The organism is Streptomyces turgidiscabies Car8 (assembly GCF_000331005.1).
GTDB classification, from domain to species: Bacteria; Actinomycetota; Actinomycetes; order Streptomycetales; family Streptomycetaceae; genus Streptomyces; species Streptomyces turgidiscabies.
Genome location: NZ_AEJB01000664.1, coordinates 1 through 15,725, shown reverse-complemented (window position 1 = coordinate 15,725; position 15,725 = coordinate 1). Strand labels below are relative to the sequence as shown.

Genomic DNA, 15,725 nt, shown 5'->3' with positions numbered 1-15,725 from the left:
CAACTACCGCTTACTACCCACTACGTACTGCCTACTGGTTGTAGGGCCCGTAGTCGTAGTCCTCCAGCGGAACGGCCTGGCCGGAGCCCGTGCCGAACGGCGAGTAGTCGATGTCGTCGTAGCCGACGGCCGAGTACATCGCGGCCTTGGCCTCCTCGGTCGGCTCGACCCGGATGTTGCGGTAGCGGGACAGACCCGTACCGGCCGGGATGAGCTTACCGATGATGACGTTCTCCTTGAGGCCGATGAGGCTGTCGGACTTGGCGTTGATCGCCGCATCCGTCAGGACTCGGGTCGTCTCCTGGAAGGAGGCGGCCGACAGCCAGGACTCCGTCGCCAGCGAGGCCTTGGTGATACCCATCAGCTGCGGACGGCCGGAGGCCGGGTGGCCGCCTTCCTGGACCACACGACGGTTCTCGGTCTCGAACTTGCCACGCTCGACCAGCTCGCCGGGCAGCAGCTCGGCGTCGCCGGACTCGATGATCGTCACGCGGCGGAGCATCTGCCGGATGATGATCTCGATGTGCTTGTCGTGGATCGACACACCCTGCGAGTTGTAGACCTTCTGGACTTCGCCGACCAGGTGGACCTGGACCGCGCGCTGACCGAGGATCCGCAGCACGTCGTGCGGGTTGGTGGCACCGAAGGTGAGCTTCTGGCCCACCTCGACGTGGTCACCCTCACGCACCATGACCTTGGCGCGCTTGGAGATCGGGAACGCCGTCTCCTCGCTGCCGTCGTCCGGGGTGATGACGAGCTTCTTGGTCTTCTCGGTCTCCTCGATACGGACGCGGCCGGCCGCCTCCGAGATCGGGGCGACACCCTTGGGCGTACGAGCCTCGAAGAGCTCGACGACACGGGGCAGACCCTGGGTGATGTCGTCACCGGCCACACCACCGGTGTGGAAGGTACGCATCGTCAGCTGGGTACCGGGCTCACCGATGGACTGGGCGGCGATGATGCCGACCGCCTCACCGATGTCGACCAGCTTGCCGGTGGCCAGCGAACGGCCGTAGCACATGGCGCAGGTACCGACGGCGGACTCGCAGGTCAGGACCGAGCGGGTCTTGACCTCCTCGACGCCGTGCCTGACCAGCTCGTCGATGAGCACGTCACCCAGGTCGGTGTTGGCCGGGGCCAGCACACGTCCGTCGAGGGTGATGTCCTCGGCCAGCGCACGGGCGTACACCGACGTCTCGACGTTCTCGGTCTTGCGCAGCACGCCGTCGTCGCCACGCTCGGCGATCGCCAGCTTGAGGCCACGGTCGGTGCCGCAGTCCTCCTCGCGGATGATGACGTCCTGCGAGACGTCCACCAGACGACGGGTGAGGTAACCCGAGTCGGCGGTACGCAGGGCGGTGTCCGCGAGACCCTTACGGGCACCGTGGGTGGAGATGAAGTACTCCAGCACCGACAGGCCCTCACGGAAGGACGCCTTGATCGGACGCGGGATCGTCTCGTTCTTCGCGTTCGACACCAGACCACGCATACCGGCGATCTGACGCATCTGCATCATGTTTCCTCGGGCACCCGAGTCAACCATCATGAAGATGGGGTTCGTCTTGGGGAAGTTCGCGTTCATCGCCTCGGCAACCTCGTTGGTCGCCTTGGTCCAGATCGCGATGAGCTCCTGCGTGCGCTCGTCCTTGGTGATCAGACCGCGCTCGTACTGCTTCTGGACCTTCTCGTCCAGCTCCTCGTAGCCCTTGACGATGGCCTTCTTGGCCTCGGGCACGACGACGTCGGAAATGGCCACGGTGACACCGGAGCGCGTGCCCCAGTAGAAGCCCGCCGCCTTCAGGTTGTCGAGCGTCGCCGCCACGATGACCTTGGGGTAGCGCTCGGCGAGGTCGTTGACGATCTCGCCCAGCTGCTTCTTGCCCACCGAGTAGTCGACGAACGGGTAGTCCTCGGGCAGCAGCTCGTTGAAGAGCGCGCGGCCCAGGGTGGTACGCAGGCGGAAGGTGTCCCCCTGCTGCCACTCGGGCTCGTTCTCCTCACGGGCCGGTGGGGTCCAGCCACGCGGCGGGATGGTGCCCACCGGGAAGCGGATGTCGATCGCCGACTGCAGCGCGAGCTCACCGTTGTCGAACGCCATGGTCGCCTCGGCGGTGGAGCCGAACGCACGGCCCTCGCCCTTGACGTCACGCAGTTCACCGTCGGTGGTGAGGAAGAACAGACCGAGGACCATGTCCTGGGTCGGCATCGTCACCGGACGGCCGTCGGCGGGCTTGAGGATGTTGTTCGAGGACAGCATCAGGATGCGGGCCTCGGCCTGCGCCTCCGCGGAGAGCGGCAGGTGGACGGCCATCTGGTCACCGTCGAAGTCCGCGTTGAATGCGGTGCAGACGAGCGGGTGGATCTGGATGGCCTTGCCCTCGACGAGCTGCGGCTCGAAGGCCTGGATGCCGAGGCGGTGCAGCGTGGGCGCACGGTTCAGCAGCACCGGGTGCTCGGCGATGACCTCTTCGAGGACGTCGTACACGACGGTGCGGCCGCGCTCGACCATGCGCTTGGCGCTCTTGATGTTCTGCGCGTGGTTGAGGTCCACGAGCCGCTTCATCACGAACGGCTTGAAGAGCTCCAGCGCCATCGCCTTCGGCAGACCGCACTGGTGCAGCTTCAGCTGCGGACCGACGACGATCACGGAACGCGCGGAGTAGTCCACACGCTTGCCGAGCAGGTTCTGACGGAATCGACCCTGCTTGCCCTTCAGCATGTCGCTGAGGGACTTCAGCGGGCGGTTACCGGGACCGGTGACCGGACGGCCACGACGACCGTTGTCGAACAGCGCGTCGACGGCCTCCTGGAGCATGCGCTTCTCGTTGTTCACGATGATCTCGGGAGCACCGAGGTCGAGAAGCCGCTTCAGACGGTTGTTCCGGTTGATCACACGGCGGTACAGGTCGTTCAGGTCGGAGGTCGCGAAGCGGCCACCGTCCAGCTGCACCATCGGGCGGAGGTCCGGCGGGATGACCGGGACGCAGTCGAGAACCATGCCCTTGGGGCTGTTGGAGGTCTGCAGGAACGCAGACACGACCTTCAGCCGCTTCAGCGCACGGGTCTTCTTCTGGCCCTTGCCGGTACGGATGATCTCGCGGAGGCGCTCGGCCTCCTCCTCCAGGTCGAAGGACTCCAGGCGCTTCTGCAGCGCCGCGGCACCCATCGAACCGTCGAAGTAGGTCCCGAAGCGGTCGCGCAGCTCGCGGTAGAGCAGCTCGTCGCCCTCCAGGTCCTGGACCTTGAGGTTCTTGAACCGGGTCCACACCTCGTCGAGACGGTCGATCTCGCGCTGCGAACGGTCCCGCAGCTGCTTCATCTCACGCTCGGCACCTTCGCGCACCTTGCGGCGTACGTCGGCCTTGGCGCCCTCGGCCTCCAGCTCGGCCAGGTCGCTTTCCAGCTTCTTGGCGCGGGCTTCGAGGTCGGAGTCACGGCGGTTCTCGACCTGCTGCCGCTCGACGGAGACGTGCGCCTCCAGGGAGGGCAGGTCACGCGTACGGCGCTCGTCGTCGACGTACGTGATCATGTACGCCGCGAAGTAGATGACCTTCTCGAGGTCCTTCGGGGCGAGGTCGAGCAGGTAGCCAAGACGCGACGGAACGCCCTTGAAGTACCAGATGTGGGTGACGGGAGCGGCGAGCTCGATGTGGCCCATCCGCTCACGACGCACCTTGGCGCGAGTGACCTCGACGCCACAGCGCTCACAGATGATGCCCTTGAAGCGGACGCGCTTGTACTTGCCGCAGTAGCACTCCCAGTCCCGGGTCGGACCGAAGATCTTCTCGCAGAAGAGTCCGTCCTTTTCGGGCTTGAGCGTGCGGTAGTTGATCGTCTCGGGCTTCTTGACCTCGCCGTGGCTCCACTGACGGATGTCGTCAGCGGTGGCCAGACCGATCCGGAGCTCGTCGAAGAAGTTGACGTCGAGCACTATGCGTCAATCCCTCTCAGGGTTGTAAGTCATGGGGTCTGATACGGGGGTCCTGGGGCCGGAGGCCTTCGTCACGAAGGCCTCCGAACTCCCGTCAGACCTCTTCGACGCTGCTCGGCTCACGCCGGGACAGGTCGATGCCGAGTTCCTCCGCCGCGCGGAAGACGTCCTCGTCGGTGTCACGCATTTCGATGGACATACCGTCACTGGACAGCACCTCCACGTTGAGGCAGAGAGACTGCATCTCCTTGATGAGCACCTTGAAGGACTCGGGGATGCCGGGCTCGGGGATGTTCTCGCCCTTGACGATGGCCTCGTAGACCTTCACGCGGCCGGTCACGTCGTCGGACTTGATGGTCAGCAACTCCTGGAGGGCGTACGCGGCGCCGTATGCCTCCAGCGCCCACACCTCCATCTCACCGAATCGCTGGCCACCGAACTGGGCCTTACCACCCAGCGGCTGCTGGGTGATCATCGAGTACGGACCGGTCGAACGGGCGTGGAGCTTGTCGTCGACCAGGTGGTGGAGCTTGAGGATGTACATGTAGCCGACGGAGACGGGCTCCGGGAACGGCTCTCCGGAACGGCCGTCGAACAGCGGCGCCTTACCGGTCGGGAGCACCATGCGCGATCCGTCGCGGTTCGGGATCGTGTGGTTCAGCAGACCGGCCAGCTCGTCCTCACGCGCACCGTCGAAGACGGGGGTGGCGACGTTGGTGCCGGGGGCGACGACGTCGGCCTCGATGGCCTGGAGCCGCTGCGCCCAGTCGTCCGCGAGGCCGGAGACGTCCCAGCCGCGGCTGGCGAGCCAGCCGAGGTGGATCTCCAGCACCTGTCCCGGGTTCATTCGGGACGGCACACCCAGCGGGTTGAGGATGATGTCGACCGGAGTCCCGTCCTCGAGGAACGGCATGTCCTCGATCGGAAGGATCTTCGAGATAACACCCTTGTTGCCGTGGCGGCCGGCGAGCTTGTCACCGTCCGTGATCTTGCGCTTCTGCGCCACGTAGACCCGAACCAGCTGGTTCACGCCCGGCGGCAGCTCGTCGCCCTCCTCACGGTCGAAGACGCGGACGCCGATGACCTTGCCGATCTCACCGTGCGGCACCTTCAGCGAGGTGTCGCGCACTTCGCGCGCCTTCTCACCGAAGATCGCGCGGAGCAGGCGCTCCTCGGGGGTCAGCTCGGTCTCACCCTTGGGCGTGACCTTGCCGACGAGGATGTCGCCGGCGACGACCTCGGCACCGATGCGGATGATGCCGCGCTCGTCGAGGTCGGCGAGGACCTCCTCGGAGACGTTCGGGATGTCCCGGGTGATCTCCTCGGGGCCGAGCTTGGTGTCACGGGCGTCGACCTCGTGCTCCTCGATGTGGATCGAGGAGAGGACGTCGTCCTGCACGAGGCGCTGCGACAGGATGATCGCGTCCTCGTAGTTGTGACCCTCCCACGGCATGAAGGCGACGAGCAGGTTCTTGCCCAGCGCCATCTCGCCTTCCTGGGTGGCCGGACCGTCGGCGAGCACCTGGTGCTCGATGACCCGGTCGCCCTCGTTGACGACAACCTTCTGGTTGACCGAGGTGCCCTGGTTGGAGCGCGAGAACTTCGCGATGCGGTACGTGGTGTACGTACCGTCGTCGTTGGCGACGGTGACGTAGTCCGCGGAGACCTCCTGGACCACACCCGCCTTCTCGGCCTTGATGACGTCGCCGGCGTCGACGGCGCAGCGGTACTCCATGCCCGTACCGACGAGGGGAGCCTCGGCGGTGATCAGCGGCACGGCCTGGCGCATCATGTTCGCGCCCATGAGGGCACGGTTGGCGTCGTCGTGCTCCAGGAAGGGGATCATCGCGGTCGCGACGGACACCATCTGGCGCGGGGAGACGTCCATGTAGTCGACGTCGTCGCCGGGGATGTAGTCGATCTCGCCGCCACGGCGGCGGACGAGAACGCGGGACTCCTCGAAGCGCATGTCCTCGGACAGGATCGCGTTCGCCTGGGCGATCACGAACCGGTCCTCTTCGTCGGCCGTGAGGTAGTCGACGTCGTCGGTGACGACACCCTCGACGACCTTGCGGTACGGGGTCTCGACGAAGCCGAAGGCGTTGACCCGGCCGTAGGAGGCGAGCGAGCCGATCAGACCGATGTTCGGGCCTTCAGGGGTCTCGATCGGGCACATGCGGCCGTAGTGCGAGGGGTGCACGTCACGGACCTCGAAGCCGGCCCGCTCACGGGAGAGACCACCCGGGCCAAGAGCCGACAGACGGCGCTTGTGGGTGAGACCCGACAGCGGGTTGTTCTGGTCCATGAACTGCGACAGCTGGCTGGTGCCGAAGAACTCCTTGATGGAGGCGACGACCGGCCGGATGTTGATCAGGGTCTGCGGCGTGATCGCCTCGACGTCCTGAGTCGTCATGCGCTCGCGGACGACACGCTCCATACGCGCCAGACCCGTACGGACCTGGTTCTGGATGAGCTCGCCGACGTTGCGCAGACGACGGTTGCCGAAGTGGTCGATGTCGTCGGTCTCGACGACGATCGTCGTGCCGTTGTCGCCAACGGTCTCGGTCTCACCGGCGTGCAGCTTCACCAGGTACTTGATCGTCGAGATGATGTCCTCGACGGTCAGCACACCGGCGTTCAGCGGGGCCTCGCCACCCAGCTTCTTGTTGACCTTGTAACGGCCGACCTTGGCGAGGTCATAACGCTTCGGGTTGAAGTAGAGGTTCTCCAGAAGCGTCTGCGCGGCCTCACGGGTCGGCGGCTCGCCAGGACGGAGCTTGCGGTAGATGTCGAGCAGCGCGTCGTCCTGGCCCTGGGTGTGGTCCTTCTCCAGGGTGGCGCGCATCGACTCGTACTCGCCGAACTCCTCGAGGATCTGCTCGGTCGTCCAGCCGAGAGCCTTGAGGAGGACGGTGACGGACTGCTTGCGCTTGCGGTCGATGCGGACACCGACCATGTCGCGCTTGTCGATCTCCATCTCGAGCCAGGCACCCCGGGAGGGGATCACCTTGGACGCGAAGATGTCCTTGTCGGACGTCTTGTCGATGGAGGAGTCGAAGTAGACACCCGGCGAGCGGACCAGCTGCGACACGACGACACGCTCGGTGCCGTTGATGACGAAGGTGCCCTTGTTGGTCATGAGCGGGAAGTCGCCCATGAAGACCGTCTGGGACTTGATCTCGCCGGTCTCGTTGTTGGTGAACTCGGCGGTGACGAAGAGGGGCGCGGAGTACGTGAAGTCGCGGTCCTTGCACTCGTCGATCGAGTTCTTCGGAGGCTCGAAACGGTGGTCGCGGAACGTCAGGGACATCGACCCGGAGAAGTCCTCGATCGGGGAGATCTCCTCGAAGATCTCCTCCAGACCGGACTTGGTGGGGACGTCCTGTCCGCTGTCGAGAGCCGCCTCGACACGAGCCTTCCATGCGGCGTTACCGAGCAGCCAGTCGAAGCTCTCGGTTTGCAGCGCAAGAAGGTTCGGAACCTCGAGGGGCTCCTTGATCTTTGCAAAAGAGATGCGCAGCGGGGCAGTGCTGGCGCCATGGTTCGTATTCGCGGAGGCAGTGCGCGAGGCGGCCAAGAGGGGGTCCTTCCGAGGGCTCGGACTCACTACGCGCGTACCGGCCCCCCACAGGGGCACAGAGACGGGCACTCCACGACCAGCCGGAAAAGGCCAGGTCGGAAAAGGTCCGATCGTCGATGCTCAAGCGAGGGCATGCCCCTGGTGACGGGCAGGAGGCAGCTAACAGGCAGCGCAAAGGGTCAGTGTAGCCACTAGGCCCACTGATGTCCAGTGCGGGTTTTTGAAGACCCTCGTTGCTCTCAACCCCTGCTGCAAGCCACGCCCTCGATGCACATCGATACTGCCCTCTTCGCCACCGATCCATGCCTCGGATTCGGATCGTTGTGACGACGCGTCCTGAGAATTGCGCGCTCCGTGCGGTTCGTCAAGGCCTCCAAGCCCGAACCCGGTGCTGCCATCGTCACGTGCGGCACAGCATCAGGGGCGTTCGGAGGCACGACGAAGATCACCTTACTCGCCGTCACCGAGCCTGCAAGGCAGCCACGACCCGACCCCTCGAACGCCGAAGAGCGACCACCCAGATGGATGATCGCTCTTCACTGCGTCAGCGTTACAGGGCTACGAGAAGCCCTGTGTCACCGCGAGTCGAGTTACTTGACCTCGACCGAGGCGCCGGCGGCCTTGAGGGACTCGGCAGCCTTCTCGGCGGCCTCCTTGGCGACCTTCTCGAGAACGGGCTTCGGGGCGCCGTCCACGAGGTCCTTGGCCTCCTTGAGACCCAGGGAGGTCAGCTCACGCACGACCTTGATGACCTGGATCTTCTTCTCGCCGGCGCCGGTGAGGACGACGTCGAACTCGTCCTGCTCCTCGACGGCGTCAGCGACGGCGGCGGGGCCGGCCGGGGCAGCGGCGACCGCGGCGGCGGCGGTGACGTCGAACTTCTCCTCGAAGGCCTTCACGAACTCGGAGAGCTCGATGAGGGTGAGGGTCTCGAACTGCGCGAGCAGCTCTTCCTGGGACAGCTTCGTCGCCATGATGGGCGATCCTTCCAGTCAATTCGGCAGGTGCCGATGTAAGTGTCGGCGGGCGTACGTTCGGCCCGCGTCGACCGCCGCCTCAGGCGACGGTCAGAGTGCGAGCCGAATTACTCGGCACCGCCCTGCTCGGCCAGCTTGACGCGAAGCGCTTCCGCGGTGCGGACGAACTTCGACGGGAGCGCCTGGAGGAGCGAGGCAGTCTGCGACTGCTTGCCCTTCATGGCGCCCGCCAGCTTGGCGAGCAGAACCTCGCGGGACTCGAGGTCCGCAAGCTTCTTGATCTCGTCGGCGGACAGCGCCTTACCGTCAAGGACACCGCCCTTGATGACGAGGTTCGGGTTGTCCTTGGCGAAGTCACGAAGACCCTTCGCCGACGTCACCGGGTCACCGGTGATGAAGGCAACCGCCGTCGGACCGTTGAACAGGTCGTCGAGCGTCGAGATCCCGGCCTCGTTGGCCGCGATCTTGGTCAGCGTGTTCTTCACCACGGCGTACTGGGCGTCTTCACCGAGCGAACGACGCAGCGTCTTGAGCTGCGCCACGGTGAGACCCCGGTACTCGGTCAGCACAGCGGCGTTCGAGCTACGGAACTGGTCCGCGAGCTCGGCTACCGCGGCAGCCTTGTCGGGCCTTGCCATAAGCGTGGCCTCCTTCCGGGTGATGAGGACCGCTCAGAAGGAGACTGGGAAAACGAAACGCCCCGGCGCAGGCGCACGGGGCGTGAGCTCGACCAACCGAAATCCGTGAGCGGAGTCCGTCCGGGAGCACTTCCACAGTCACCTACGCGGGTCGTCCGCAATTCAGCGGATCCTTCGGTCACCGAACCCTCTTACGAGGACAAGGCAACGACCAGCGGTCTTTGGCTTCTTCAGGAGAGTACGTGAGGGCATCCCCGCCAAGCAAATCCGCCCCTTCAGGCGCTCCTAGCCGGCCTGCGCGCCCTTCATCATCTCCGCCAGGTCAGCGACTTCCTTGGCAGGCGGCGCGGCGATGCTCACCGGCTTGTTGAAGTCGTCGAAGGTGATCATCATGTCGAGGGGGCCCTTGTCGGCCGCGCCGCGCATCCGGAACTGCTTGGTGACGTCGCCCTCACCGATCCACATGTCCATCGTGAACTTGTCGATCCCCAGCTTCTCGTACTGCTCAAGGCTCTTCTCGCGCTGCTCGCGAGTCACCTTGCTCTGGGACTTGAGTGAGGCCCGGAACTGGTCGAGGGTGACCGTGCCCTGGTAGTGGGTGGTCTTCACCCCGTCCACGGTCTCCTCGCCGACCTCTTTCACGTCCTTGGAGCCGGTGAGGAAGGTGGACTCCTGGGCGGGGTTCTTGTCGGCCTGCCCCGCGGCCCCGAGGGACTCACCGGCGGCGCCCATCGCGGCCATGTCGAACTTGATCCAGCGCTTGCCGTCCATCTCCTTGGCGGCGGCAGCGCCCCCGCCTATGAACATCGCCTTGTCGACGAGCCGGATCTCGGCGGTGCCGTCGGCGCCCTTGTCGAGAGCGGTGATCTTCATGCTCATCGCCACGTCGGGCTTGAGGCGCATCTTGGCGTCGGCCTTGACGCGGCCCTCCTCGGGCATCTTGCCGGTCATCCGGTAGCTGAGGGAGGTGATGTCCTCCACGTTCTTCGCCGCCTTGGCGACAGCCGCCGCCGGCGTCATCTTCGGCGACTCCTCCGAGGAGCCCTTGGAACAGGCGACAGCGCCGGTACCGAGAAGCAGCACTGCGAGGCCTACACGTCCTGCACGCACAGAAGAAACACCCATGATTCCCCCCAAGGAACATTGTGAACACACGGTCGATTCACAGAAACGAACGTGAGCCTAACCCGGTGGGGCGGACGAGGCCTCCGAATTCCCCAGCAGCTCCTTGAAGTCCACCGTGTCCCCGCCCCCCGGCGCCGCGACCGAGGCCTGCACTCCGTACGTGCTGTAGTACGCCGTCGACGACATCCGCCCGCTCGCCAGTTCGCCCCGCTCGACCTTCTTGACCAGCAGGTTCTGGTCGTTGACCCAGATGTCGACCGTCTCGGTGGTGACGCCGGCCTGGACGAGCTGGTCCTTGAGGGCCGAGTCGGCGAGGGCGGCCACCTCGACCGTGCCCGAGTAGCGCGTCGTACGTTCTCCGCGCACCGTCTCCGTCCCGGCCCTGCGGGCGTCGCCGGAGGCCAGCAGCAGCTTGACCGGCTGGACGGGGGCGGTGTTGTGCAGCTGGTCCTTCAGATACGTCCCCGAGCCGCCCGGCAGGTCCGCCAGGTCGTCGTAGGCATACCTGATCCAGTGCTTGCCGTGCATCTGGGCGGCGAACTTGTCGCCGACCTTGGCGTAGTACGCGTCGGGCAGCAGCCTGGCCTCCATGGACGAGCTGTTGAGCGCCCGCATGGACTCGGCCAGCTCTCCGCCGGTGTAGGTGATGCTGAGCCTGCCGACCGGCTCGCCGGCCCAGCCGAGGACGCCGGCCGTCCGCATGGAGAGCAGGTCTCCCATGACGGAGGAGGAGCTGACCCGGGCGGAACCGGCCCGGTCGGTGGCCTTCTCGACGGCTTGCAGCGCGGCGGCCGTACGGGCGTCGAGGTGGCCCGCGCTCCGGGTCGGCTCGGCGCCCTCGTCGTCGGATCCCCCGGAGAAACTGCACGCCGACACGGCCATGCCGGCCACGACCAGCGCGGCGGTCACCGCGACCGGCCGGACCCCTCGCAGGCCCCGTATACCCCGTACGCCGCTGTCACTCATCCGGTCCCCCACACCCTCGTACACCCCGTGATCTTCACGCTAACCCCTCGGTACGACAACGGGCCCCGCACCTCGAAAGGTTGCGGGGCCCGTCGTACGAACGCGAACGCGCGACTACCGGAGTGAGCGTTGGCTCAGACGGCGGCCGGGTCCTCCTCGACGAGGAGGTTGCGGGTGCGGTTGGGGTCGACCGGAATGCCGGGGCCGATCGTCGTGCTGACGGCGGCCTTCTTGATGTAGCGACCCTTGGCGGCGGACGGCTTCAGACGGAGGATCTCCTCCAGCGCGGCGCCGTAGTTCTCCACCAGCTTGTCGTCCTCGAAGGACGTCTTGCCGATGATGAAGTGCAGGTTCGAGTGCTTGTCGACGCGGAACTCGATCTTGCCGCCCTTGATCTCGGTCACGGCCTTGGCCACGTCCGGGGTCACGGTGCCCGTCTTCGGGTTCGGCATCAGACCACGCGGGCCGAGGACACGGCCGAGGCGGCCGACCTTGCCCATGAGGTCCGGGGTGGCGACGACGGCGTCGAAGTCCAGACGGCCCTTCGCCACTTCGTCGATCAGTTCGTCGGAGCCGACGATGTCGGCGCCCGCGGCGGTCGCGGCCTCGGCACGGTCACCGGTCGCGAAGACCAGGACCCGGGCGGTCTTACCGGTGCCGTGCGGGAGGTTCACGGTGCCACGGACCATCTGGTCGGCCTTGCGCGGGTCGACACCCAGGCGGAAGGCGACCTCGACGGTGCCGTCGAACTTGCTCGTGGAGGTCTCCTTGGCGAGACGGACGGCCTCGAGCGGGGCGTAGAGCTTGTCCCGGTCGACCTTGGCGTCCGCAGCGCGGAGAGACTTGCTGCGCTTGCTCACTACTGCTCCTGTGTGTTCTGAGGAGTCGTGGTACGGACCGAGCAGGTCCTGCCACGTACTACAAGACTTACGGGGTTGGGGCTCAGCCCTCGACCGTGATGCCCATGGAACGGGCGGTGCCGGCGATGATCTTCGACGCGGCGTCCAGGTCGTTGGCGTTCAGGTCGGGAAGCTTGGTCGTGGCGATCTCACGGACCTGCGCCTGGGTGATCTTGGCGACCTTGGTCTTGTGCGGCTCGCCGGAGCCCTTCTCGACACCCGCGGCCTTGAGGATCATCTTCGCGGCCGGCGGCGTCTTGGTGATGAAGGTGAAGGAGCGGTCCTCGTAGACCGTGATCTCCACCGGGATCACCCAGCCACGCTGCGACTCGGTCGCGGCGTTGTAGGCCTTGCAGAACTCCATGATGTTGACGCCGTGCTGACCGAGCGCGGGGCCGACCGGCGGCGCGGGGTTGGCCGCACCGGCGTTGATCTGGAGCTTGATGAGCCCCGTGACCTTCTTCTTCTTGGGAGGCATTCCGGGTCCTCTATCTTCGTTTTTCTTCGGTCTTCGCTGTGCCCGACAGAAGCCGGGCAACCGCACCACGATAAGGGACATCATGGCGAGGCGTGAAACCGAGCAGGTCAGGCCAGCTCCGAGAGCCGACCTGACCTGGACGGAAGCTATGTGGCGTTACTAGTTCTTCTGGATCTGGTCGAACGACAGCTCGACCGGAGTCTCGCGGCCGAAGATCTCGACGAGGCCCTTGACCTTCTTCGAGTCGGCGTTGATCTCGTTGATGGTCGCCTGCAGCGTCGCGAACGGGCCGTCGGTGACGGTGACCGAGTCGCCGACCTCGAAGTCCAGGACCTGGACCTCGAGCTTGCGGGCCGGAGCCGGCCTGCCCTCGGCCTCGGCCGCCTCACGGGCGGCCTTCTCCTCGGCCTCCGGAGCGAGCATCTTGACGATCTCGTCCAGGGTCAGCGGGTACGGGTCGTACGCGTTGCCCACGAAGCCGGTGACACCGGGGGTGTTGCGGACGACGCCCCAGGACTCGTTCGTCAGGTCCATGCGGACGAGAACGTACCCGGGAAGCTTGTTCTGGCGAACCGTCTTGCGCTCGCCGTTCTTGATCTGCGCGACCTCTTCCTGCGGCACCTCGGCCGCGAAGATGAAGTCCTCGACGTTCAGGGAGACGGCACGCTGTTCGAGGTTGGTCTTCACACGGTTCTCGTAACCGGCGTACGTGTGGATGACGTACCACTCGCCGGGGAGCGTGCGCAGTTCCTCGCGGAGGGCCTCGACGGGGTCGACGGGCTCGGCGGCCTCTTCTTCGGCTTCCTCAGCCGCAGCTTCGGCGTCGGCGTCGTCCTCGACGAGCTCTTCGTCCTCGTCGGCGTCGGCCTCGGCGCCGTCCTCATCCTCATCGTCCTCGATGTGGATGGCGTCTTCCTCGGCGGGCTCTCCCACGGCGGCGTCCGCAGCGTCGACCTCGTCCTCGACCTCGTCAACGCCCTCGACGATGTCGAGCTCGTCATCCACGGACTCGTCCGGCACGATGGCGTCGTTCAGGTTCGGGTCAGTGTCAGACACGGTGGCTGCTTCTTCCTGGATACATGTGGGTGGAACATGCGAAAGGGGCGCCGCACCCGGCGCCCTTCGCTCTTGGCTCAGCCGAAGACGTACTTGGCGGCTTTGTTGAGGCCAAAGTCAATCACAGTCACCAGGCCGATCATGACGATCACGAAGACGATCACCACGGTCGTGTACGTCGTCAGCTGGTTACGCGTCGGCCAGACGACCTTGCGGAGCTCCGCGACGATCTGGCGGTAGAAGACCGCGAGACGCTTCAGCGGGCCCTTCTTGGCGCGCTTACCGCCCTTACGAGTCTTCTTGTCCGACTCGGGCGCCTCATCCTGGGCATCAGGCATATCGATGGAGCCCACGGCGTCCGCCATTCGTCCTCACCTGTTCCCGGGTCGTGGCCGTGCCGCGCCCGGTCCGAGCCGCACGGCGGTGCATTGCAGTACGTACATGCGCACACAGCCTGGTGACAGGCGTGTGTAGCAGGGCCGGAGGGACTTGAACCCCCAACCGCTGGTTTTGGAGACCAGTGCTCTACCAATTGAGCTACGACCCTTTGTGGTTACTCCAACGTACCGTACTCGTCCGGGTGCTCGGTGTGCACCGGACAAGCGCGGGCCGGTGAAGGCCAACGAGGTGAGAGTGTACGTGGTCCGGAGCCGGTCGTCGAACAGAAAGCGCCCGCTGGGCCGTTGTCGGCGGAAGATCGCCCAGCCCAGGCGTCGGATCCGGACGCATGTTCAGCCGTCCGCCCGTCCCCGCGCACTTCAAACGCCCACCGGTGGTCCGGTCTGACCAATAGGTGAAACCCGTGTGCCGGGGAGGTTTCCGGTCTGAAACGATGGGCACCATGAGCGCTGCAACCCCTTCCACCGCGCGCCGGGTCTCCGCCCGAGTCGGCGCGATCTCCGAGTCCGCCACCCTCGCCGTGGACGCCAAGGCCAAGGCCCTGAAGGCCGCCGGGCGCCCGGTGATCGGCTTCGGCGCCGGTGAGCCGGACTTCCCCACCCCGGACTACATCGTCCAGGCCGCCATTGAGGCCTGCTCCAACCCGAAGTACCACCGCTACACGCCGGCCGGCGGTCTGCCCGAGCTGAAGGCCGCGATCGTCGCCAAGACGCTCCGCGACTCGGACTACGAGGTGGACGCCTCCCAGGTCCTGGTGACCAATGGCGGCAAGCAGGCCATCTACGAGGCGTTCGCCGCGATCCTCGACCCGGGCGACGAGGTCATCGTCCCGGCCCCGTACTGGACCACGTACCCGGAGTCCATCCGTCTCGCGGGCGGTGTCCCGGTCGAGGTCGTCGCAGACGAGACCACCGGCTACCGGGTCAGTGTGGAGCAGCTGGAGGCGGCCCGCACCGAGCGGACGAAGGTCGTCCTGTTCGTCTCCCCGTCCAACCCGACCGGCGCGGTCTACAGCCCCGAGGACACCGAGGCGATCGGCCGCTGGGCCGTGGAGCACGGCCTGTGGGTGCTGACGGACGAGATCTACGAGCACCTCGTCTACGGCGACGCGAAGTTCACCTCGCTGCCCGCGATCCTCCCCGAGCTGCGCGACAAGTGCATCGTGGTCAACGGCGTCGCGAAGACGTACGCCATGACCGGTTGGCGGGTCGGCTGGATCATCGGCCCGAAGGACGTCGTCAAGGCCGCGACCAACCTGCAGTCGCACGCCACGTCCAACGTGTCGAACGTGGCGCAGATCGCCGCCCTCGCCGCCGTCTCCGGGAACCTGGACGCCGTCGCCGAGATGCGCGTGGCCTTCGACCGCCGCCGCCACACGATCGTGCGCATGCTCAACGAGATCGACGGCGTGGTCTGCCCGGAGCCCGAGGGCGCCTTCTACGTCTACCCGTCGGTGAAGGCCCTGCTGGGCAAGGAGATCCGCGGCAAGCGCCCGCAGGACTCGGTCGAGCTGGCCGCCCTGATCCTGGACGAGGTCGAGGTGGCCGTCGTTCCCGGTGAGGCGTTCGGCACACCGGGCTACCTGCGTCTGTCGTACGCCCTGGGCGACGAGGACCTCGTCGAGGGCATCAGCCGCGTGCAGAAGCTGCTGGCCGAGGCGAAGGACTGAACCCTCT

11 protein-coding genes and 1 tRNA gene are annotated in these 15,725 nt (G+C 66.1%); 1 reads left to right on the top strand and 11 read right to left on the bottom strand.

Translation table 11 applies throughout. The features are described from left to right. Positions 1-31: 31 nt before the first annotated feature. The 11 genes from STRTUCAR8_RS46480 to STRTUCAR8_RS46430 form a co-directional block, all read right to left on the bottom strand. On the bottom strand, positions 32-3,931 hold the full coding sequence (locus STRTUCAR8_RS46480) for a DNA-directed RNA polymerase subunit beta' (RefSeq protein WP_006383484.1): 3,900 nt from the start codon (positions 3,929-3,931) through the stop codon (positions 32-34). 94 nt (positions 3,932-4,025) lie between these two features. Continuing rightward, positions 4,026-7,508: a DNA-directed RNA polymerase subunit beta gene (gene rpoB / locus STRTUCAR8_RS46475; RefSeq protein WP_006383481.1), complete on the bottom strand. Its 3,483-nt coding sequence runs from the start codon at positions 7,506-7,508 to the stop codon at positions 4,026-4,028. Positions 7,509-8,101: 593 nt separating this feature from the next. Beyond that, entirely contained in the window at positions 8,102-8,485 is a 384-nt protein-coding gene (rplL, locus tag STRTUCAR8_RS46470; RefSeq protein WP_006383485.1) for a 50S ribosomal protein L7/L12, read from the bottom strand. 110 nt (positions 8,486-8,595) lie between these two features. After that, positions 8,596-9,126 carry a 50S ribosomal protein L10 gene (gene rplJ, locus STRTUCAR8_RS46465; RefSeq protein WP_006383476.1) on the bottom strand — a complete coding sequence of 177 codons (531 nt, stop codon included), beginning with the start codon at positions 9,124-9,126 and terminating at the stop codon, positions 8,596-8,598. Between the two features lie 285 nt (positions 9,127-9,411). Beyond that, a complete protein-coding gene (locus STRTUCAR8_RS46460; RefSeq protein WP_044474073.1) occupies positions 9,412-10,251 on the bottom strand; it encodes an SCO4651 family lipoprotein in 840 nt (279 codons plus the stop codon). A 57-nt stretch (positions 10,252-10,308) separates the two neighbouring features. Further along, a complete protein-coding gene (locus STRTUCAR8_RS46455) occupies positions 10,309-11,217 on the bottom strand; it encodes an SCO4651 family lipoprotein (RefSeq protein WP_044474075.1) in 909 nt (302 codons plus the stop codon). A 134-nt stretch (positions 11,218-11,351) separates the two neighbouring features. After that, entirely contained in the window at positions 11,352-12,077 is a 726-nt protein-coding gene (gene rplA, locus STRTUCAR8_RS46450) for a 50S ribosomal protein L1 (protein WP_006383486.1), read from the bottom strand. An 82-nt stretch (positions 12,078-12,159) separates the two neighbouring features. After that, positions 12,160-12,594 (bottom strand): 50S ribosomal protein L11, encoded by a 435-nt coding sequence (gene rplK, locus STRTUCAR8_RS46445; protein WP_006383482.1) that lies wholly within the window; start codon positions 12,592-12,594, stop codon positions 12,160-12,162. Positions 12,595-12,753: 159 nt separating this feature from the next. Further along, the gene (gene nusG, locus STRTUCAR8_RS46440; protein WP_006383478.1) at positions 12,754-13,650 is read right to left on the bottom strand and encodes a transcription termination/antitermination protein NusG; all 897 of its coding nucleotides are present in this window, start codon (positions 13,648-13,650) and stop codon (positions 12,754-12,756) included. Between the two features lie 77 nt (positions 13,651-13,727). Further along, a complete protein-coding gene (secE, locus tag STRTUCAR8_RS46435) occupies positions 13,728-14,015 on the bottom strand; it encodes a preprotein translocase subunit SecE (RefSeq protein WP_006383475.1) in 288 nt (95 codons plus the stop codon). 109 nt (positions 14,016-14,124) lie between these two features. Continuing rightward, positions 14,125-14,197 (bottom strand) — tRNA-Trp (locus tag STRTUCAR8_RS46430). 294 nt (positions 14,198-14,491) lie between these two features. Here STRTUCAR8_RS46430 and STRTUCAR8_RS46425 point away from each other — a divergent pair. Continuing rightward, complete coding sequence (locus tag STRTUCAR8_RS46425) at positions 14,492-15,718, top strand: pyridoxal phosphate-dependent aminotransferase (protein WP_044474074.1); 1,227 nt, start codon at positions 14,492-14,494, stop codon at positions 15,716-15,718. Positions 15,719-15,725 lie beyond the last annotated feature (7 nt).

Excerpts from the sequence above, each read along its gene's own strand:
- STRTUCAR8_RS46425 (WP_044474074.1), top strand. The coding sequence starts at position 14,492 with ATGAGCGCTGCAACCCCTTCCACCGCGCGCCGGGTCTCCGCCCGAGTC.
- STRTUCAR8_RS46460 (WP_044474073.1), bottom strand. The coding sequence starts at position 10,251 with ATGGGTGTTTCTTCTGTGCGTGCAGGACGTGTAGGCCTCGCAGTGCTG.
- rplK (WP_006383482.1), bottom strand. The coding sequence starts at position 12,594 with ATGCCTCCCAAGAAGAAGAAGGTCACGGGGCTCATCAAGCTCCAGATC.
- rplL (WP_006383485.1), bottom strand. The coding sequence starts at position 8,485 with ATGGCGACGAAGCTGTCCCAGGAAGAGCTGCTCGCGCAGTTCGAGACC.
- secE (WP_006383475.1), bottom strand. The coding sequence starts at position 14,015 with ATGGCGGACGCCGTGGGCTCCATCGATATGCCTGATGCCCAGGATGAG.
- rplJ (WP_006383476.1), bottom strand. The coding sequence starts at position 9,126 with ATGGCAAGGCCCGACAAGGCTGCCGCGGTAGCCGAGCTCGCGGACCAG.
- STRTUCAR8_RS46455 (WP_044474075.1), bottom strand. The coding sequence starts at position 11,217 with ATGAGTGACAGCGGCGTACGGGGTATACGGGGCCTGCGAGGGGTCCGG.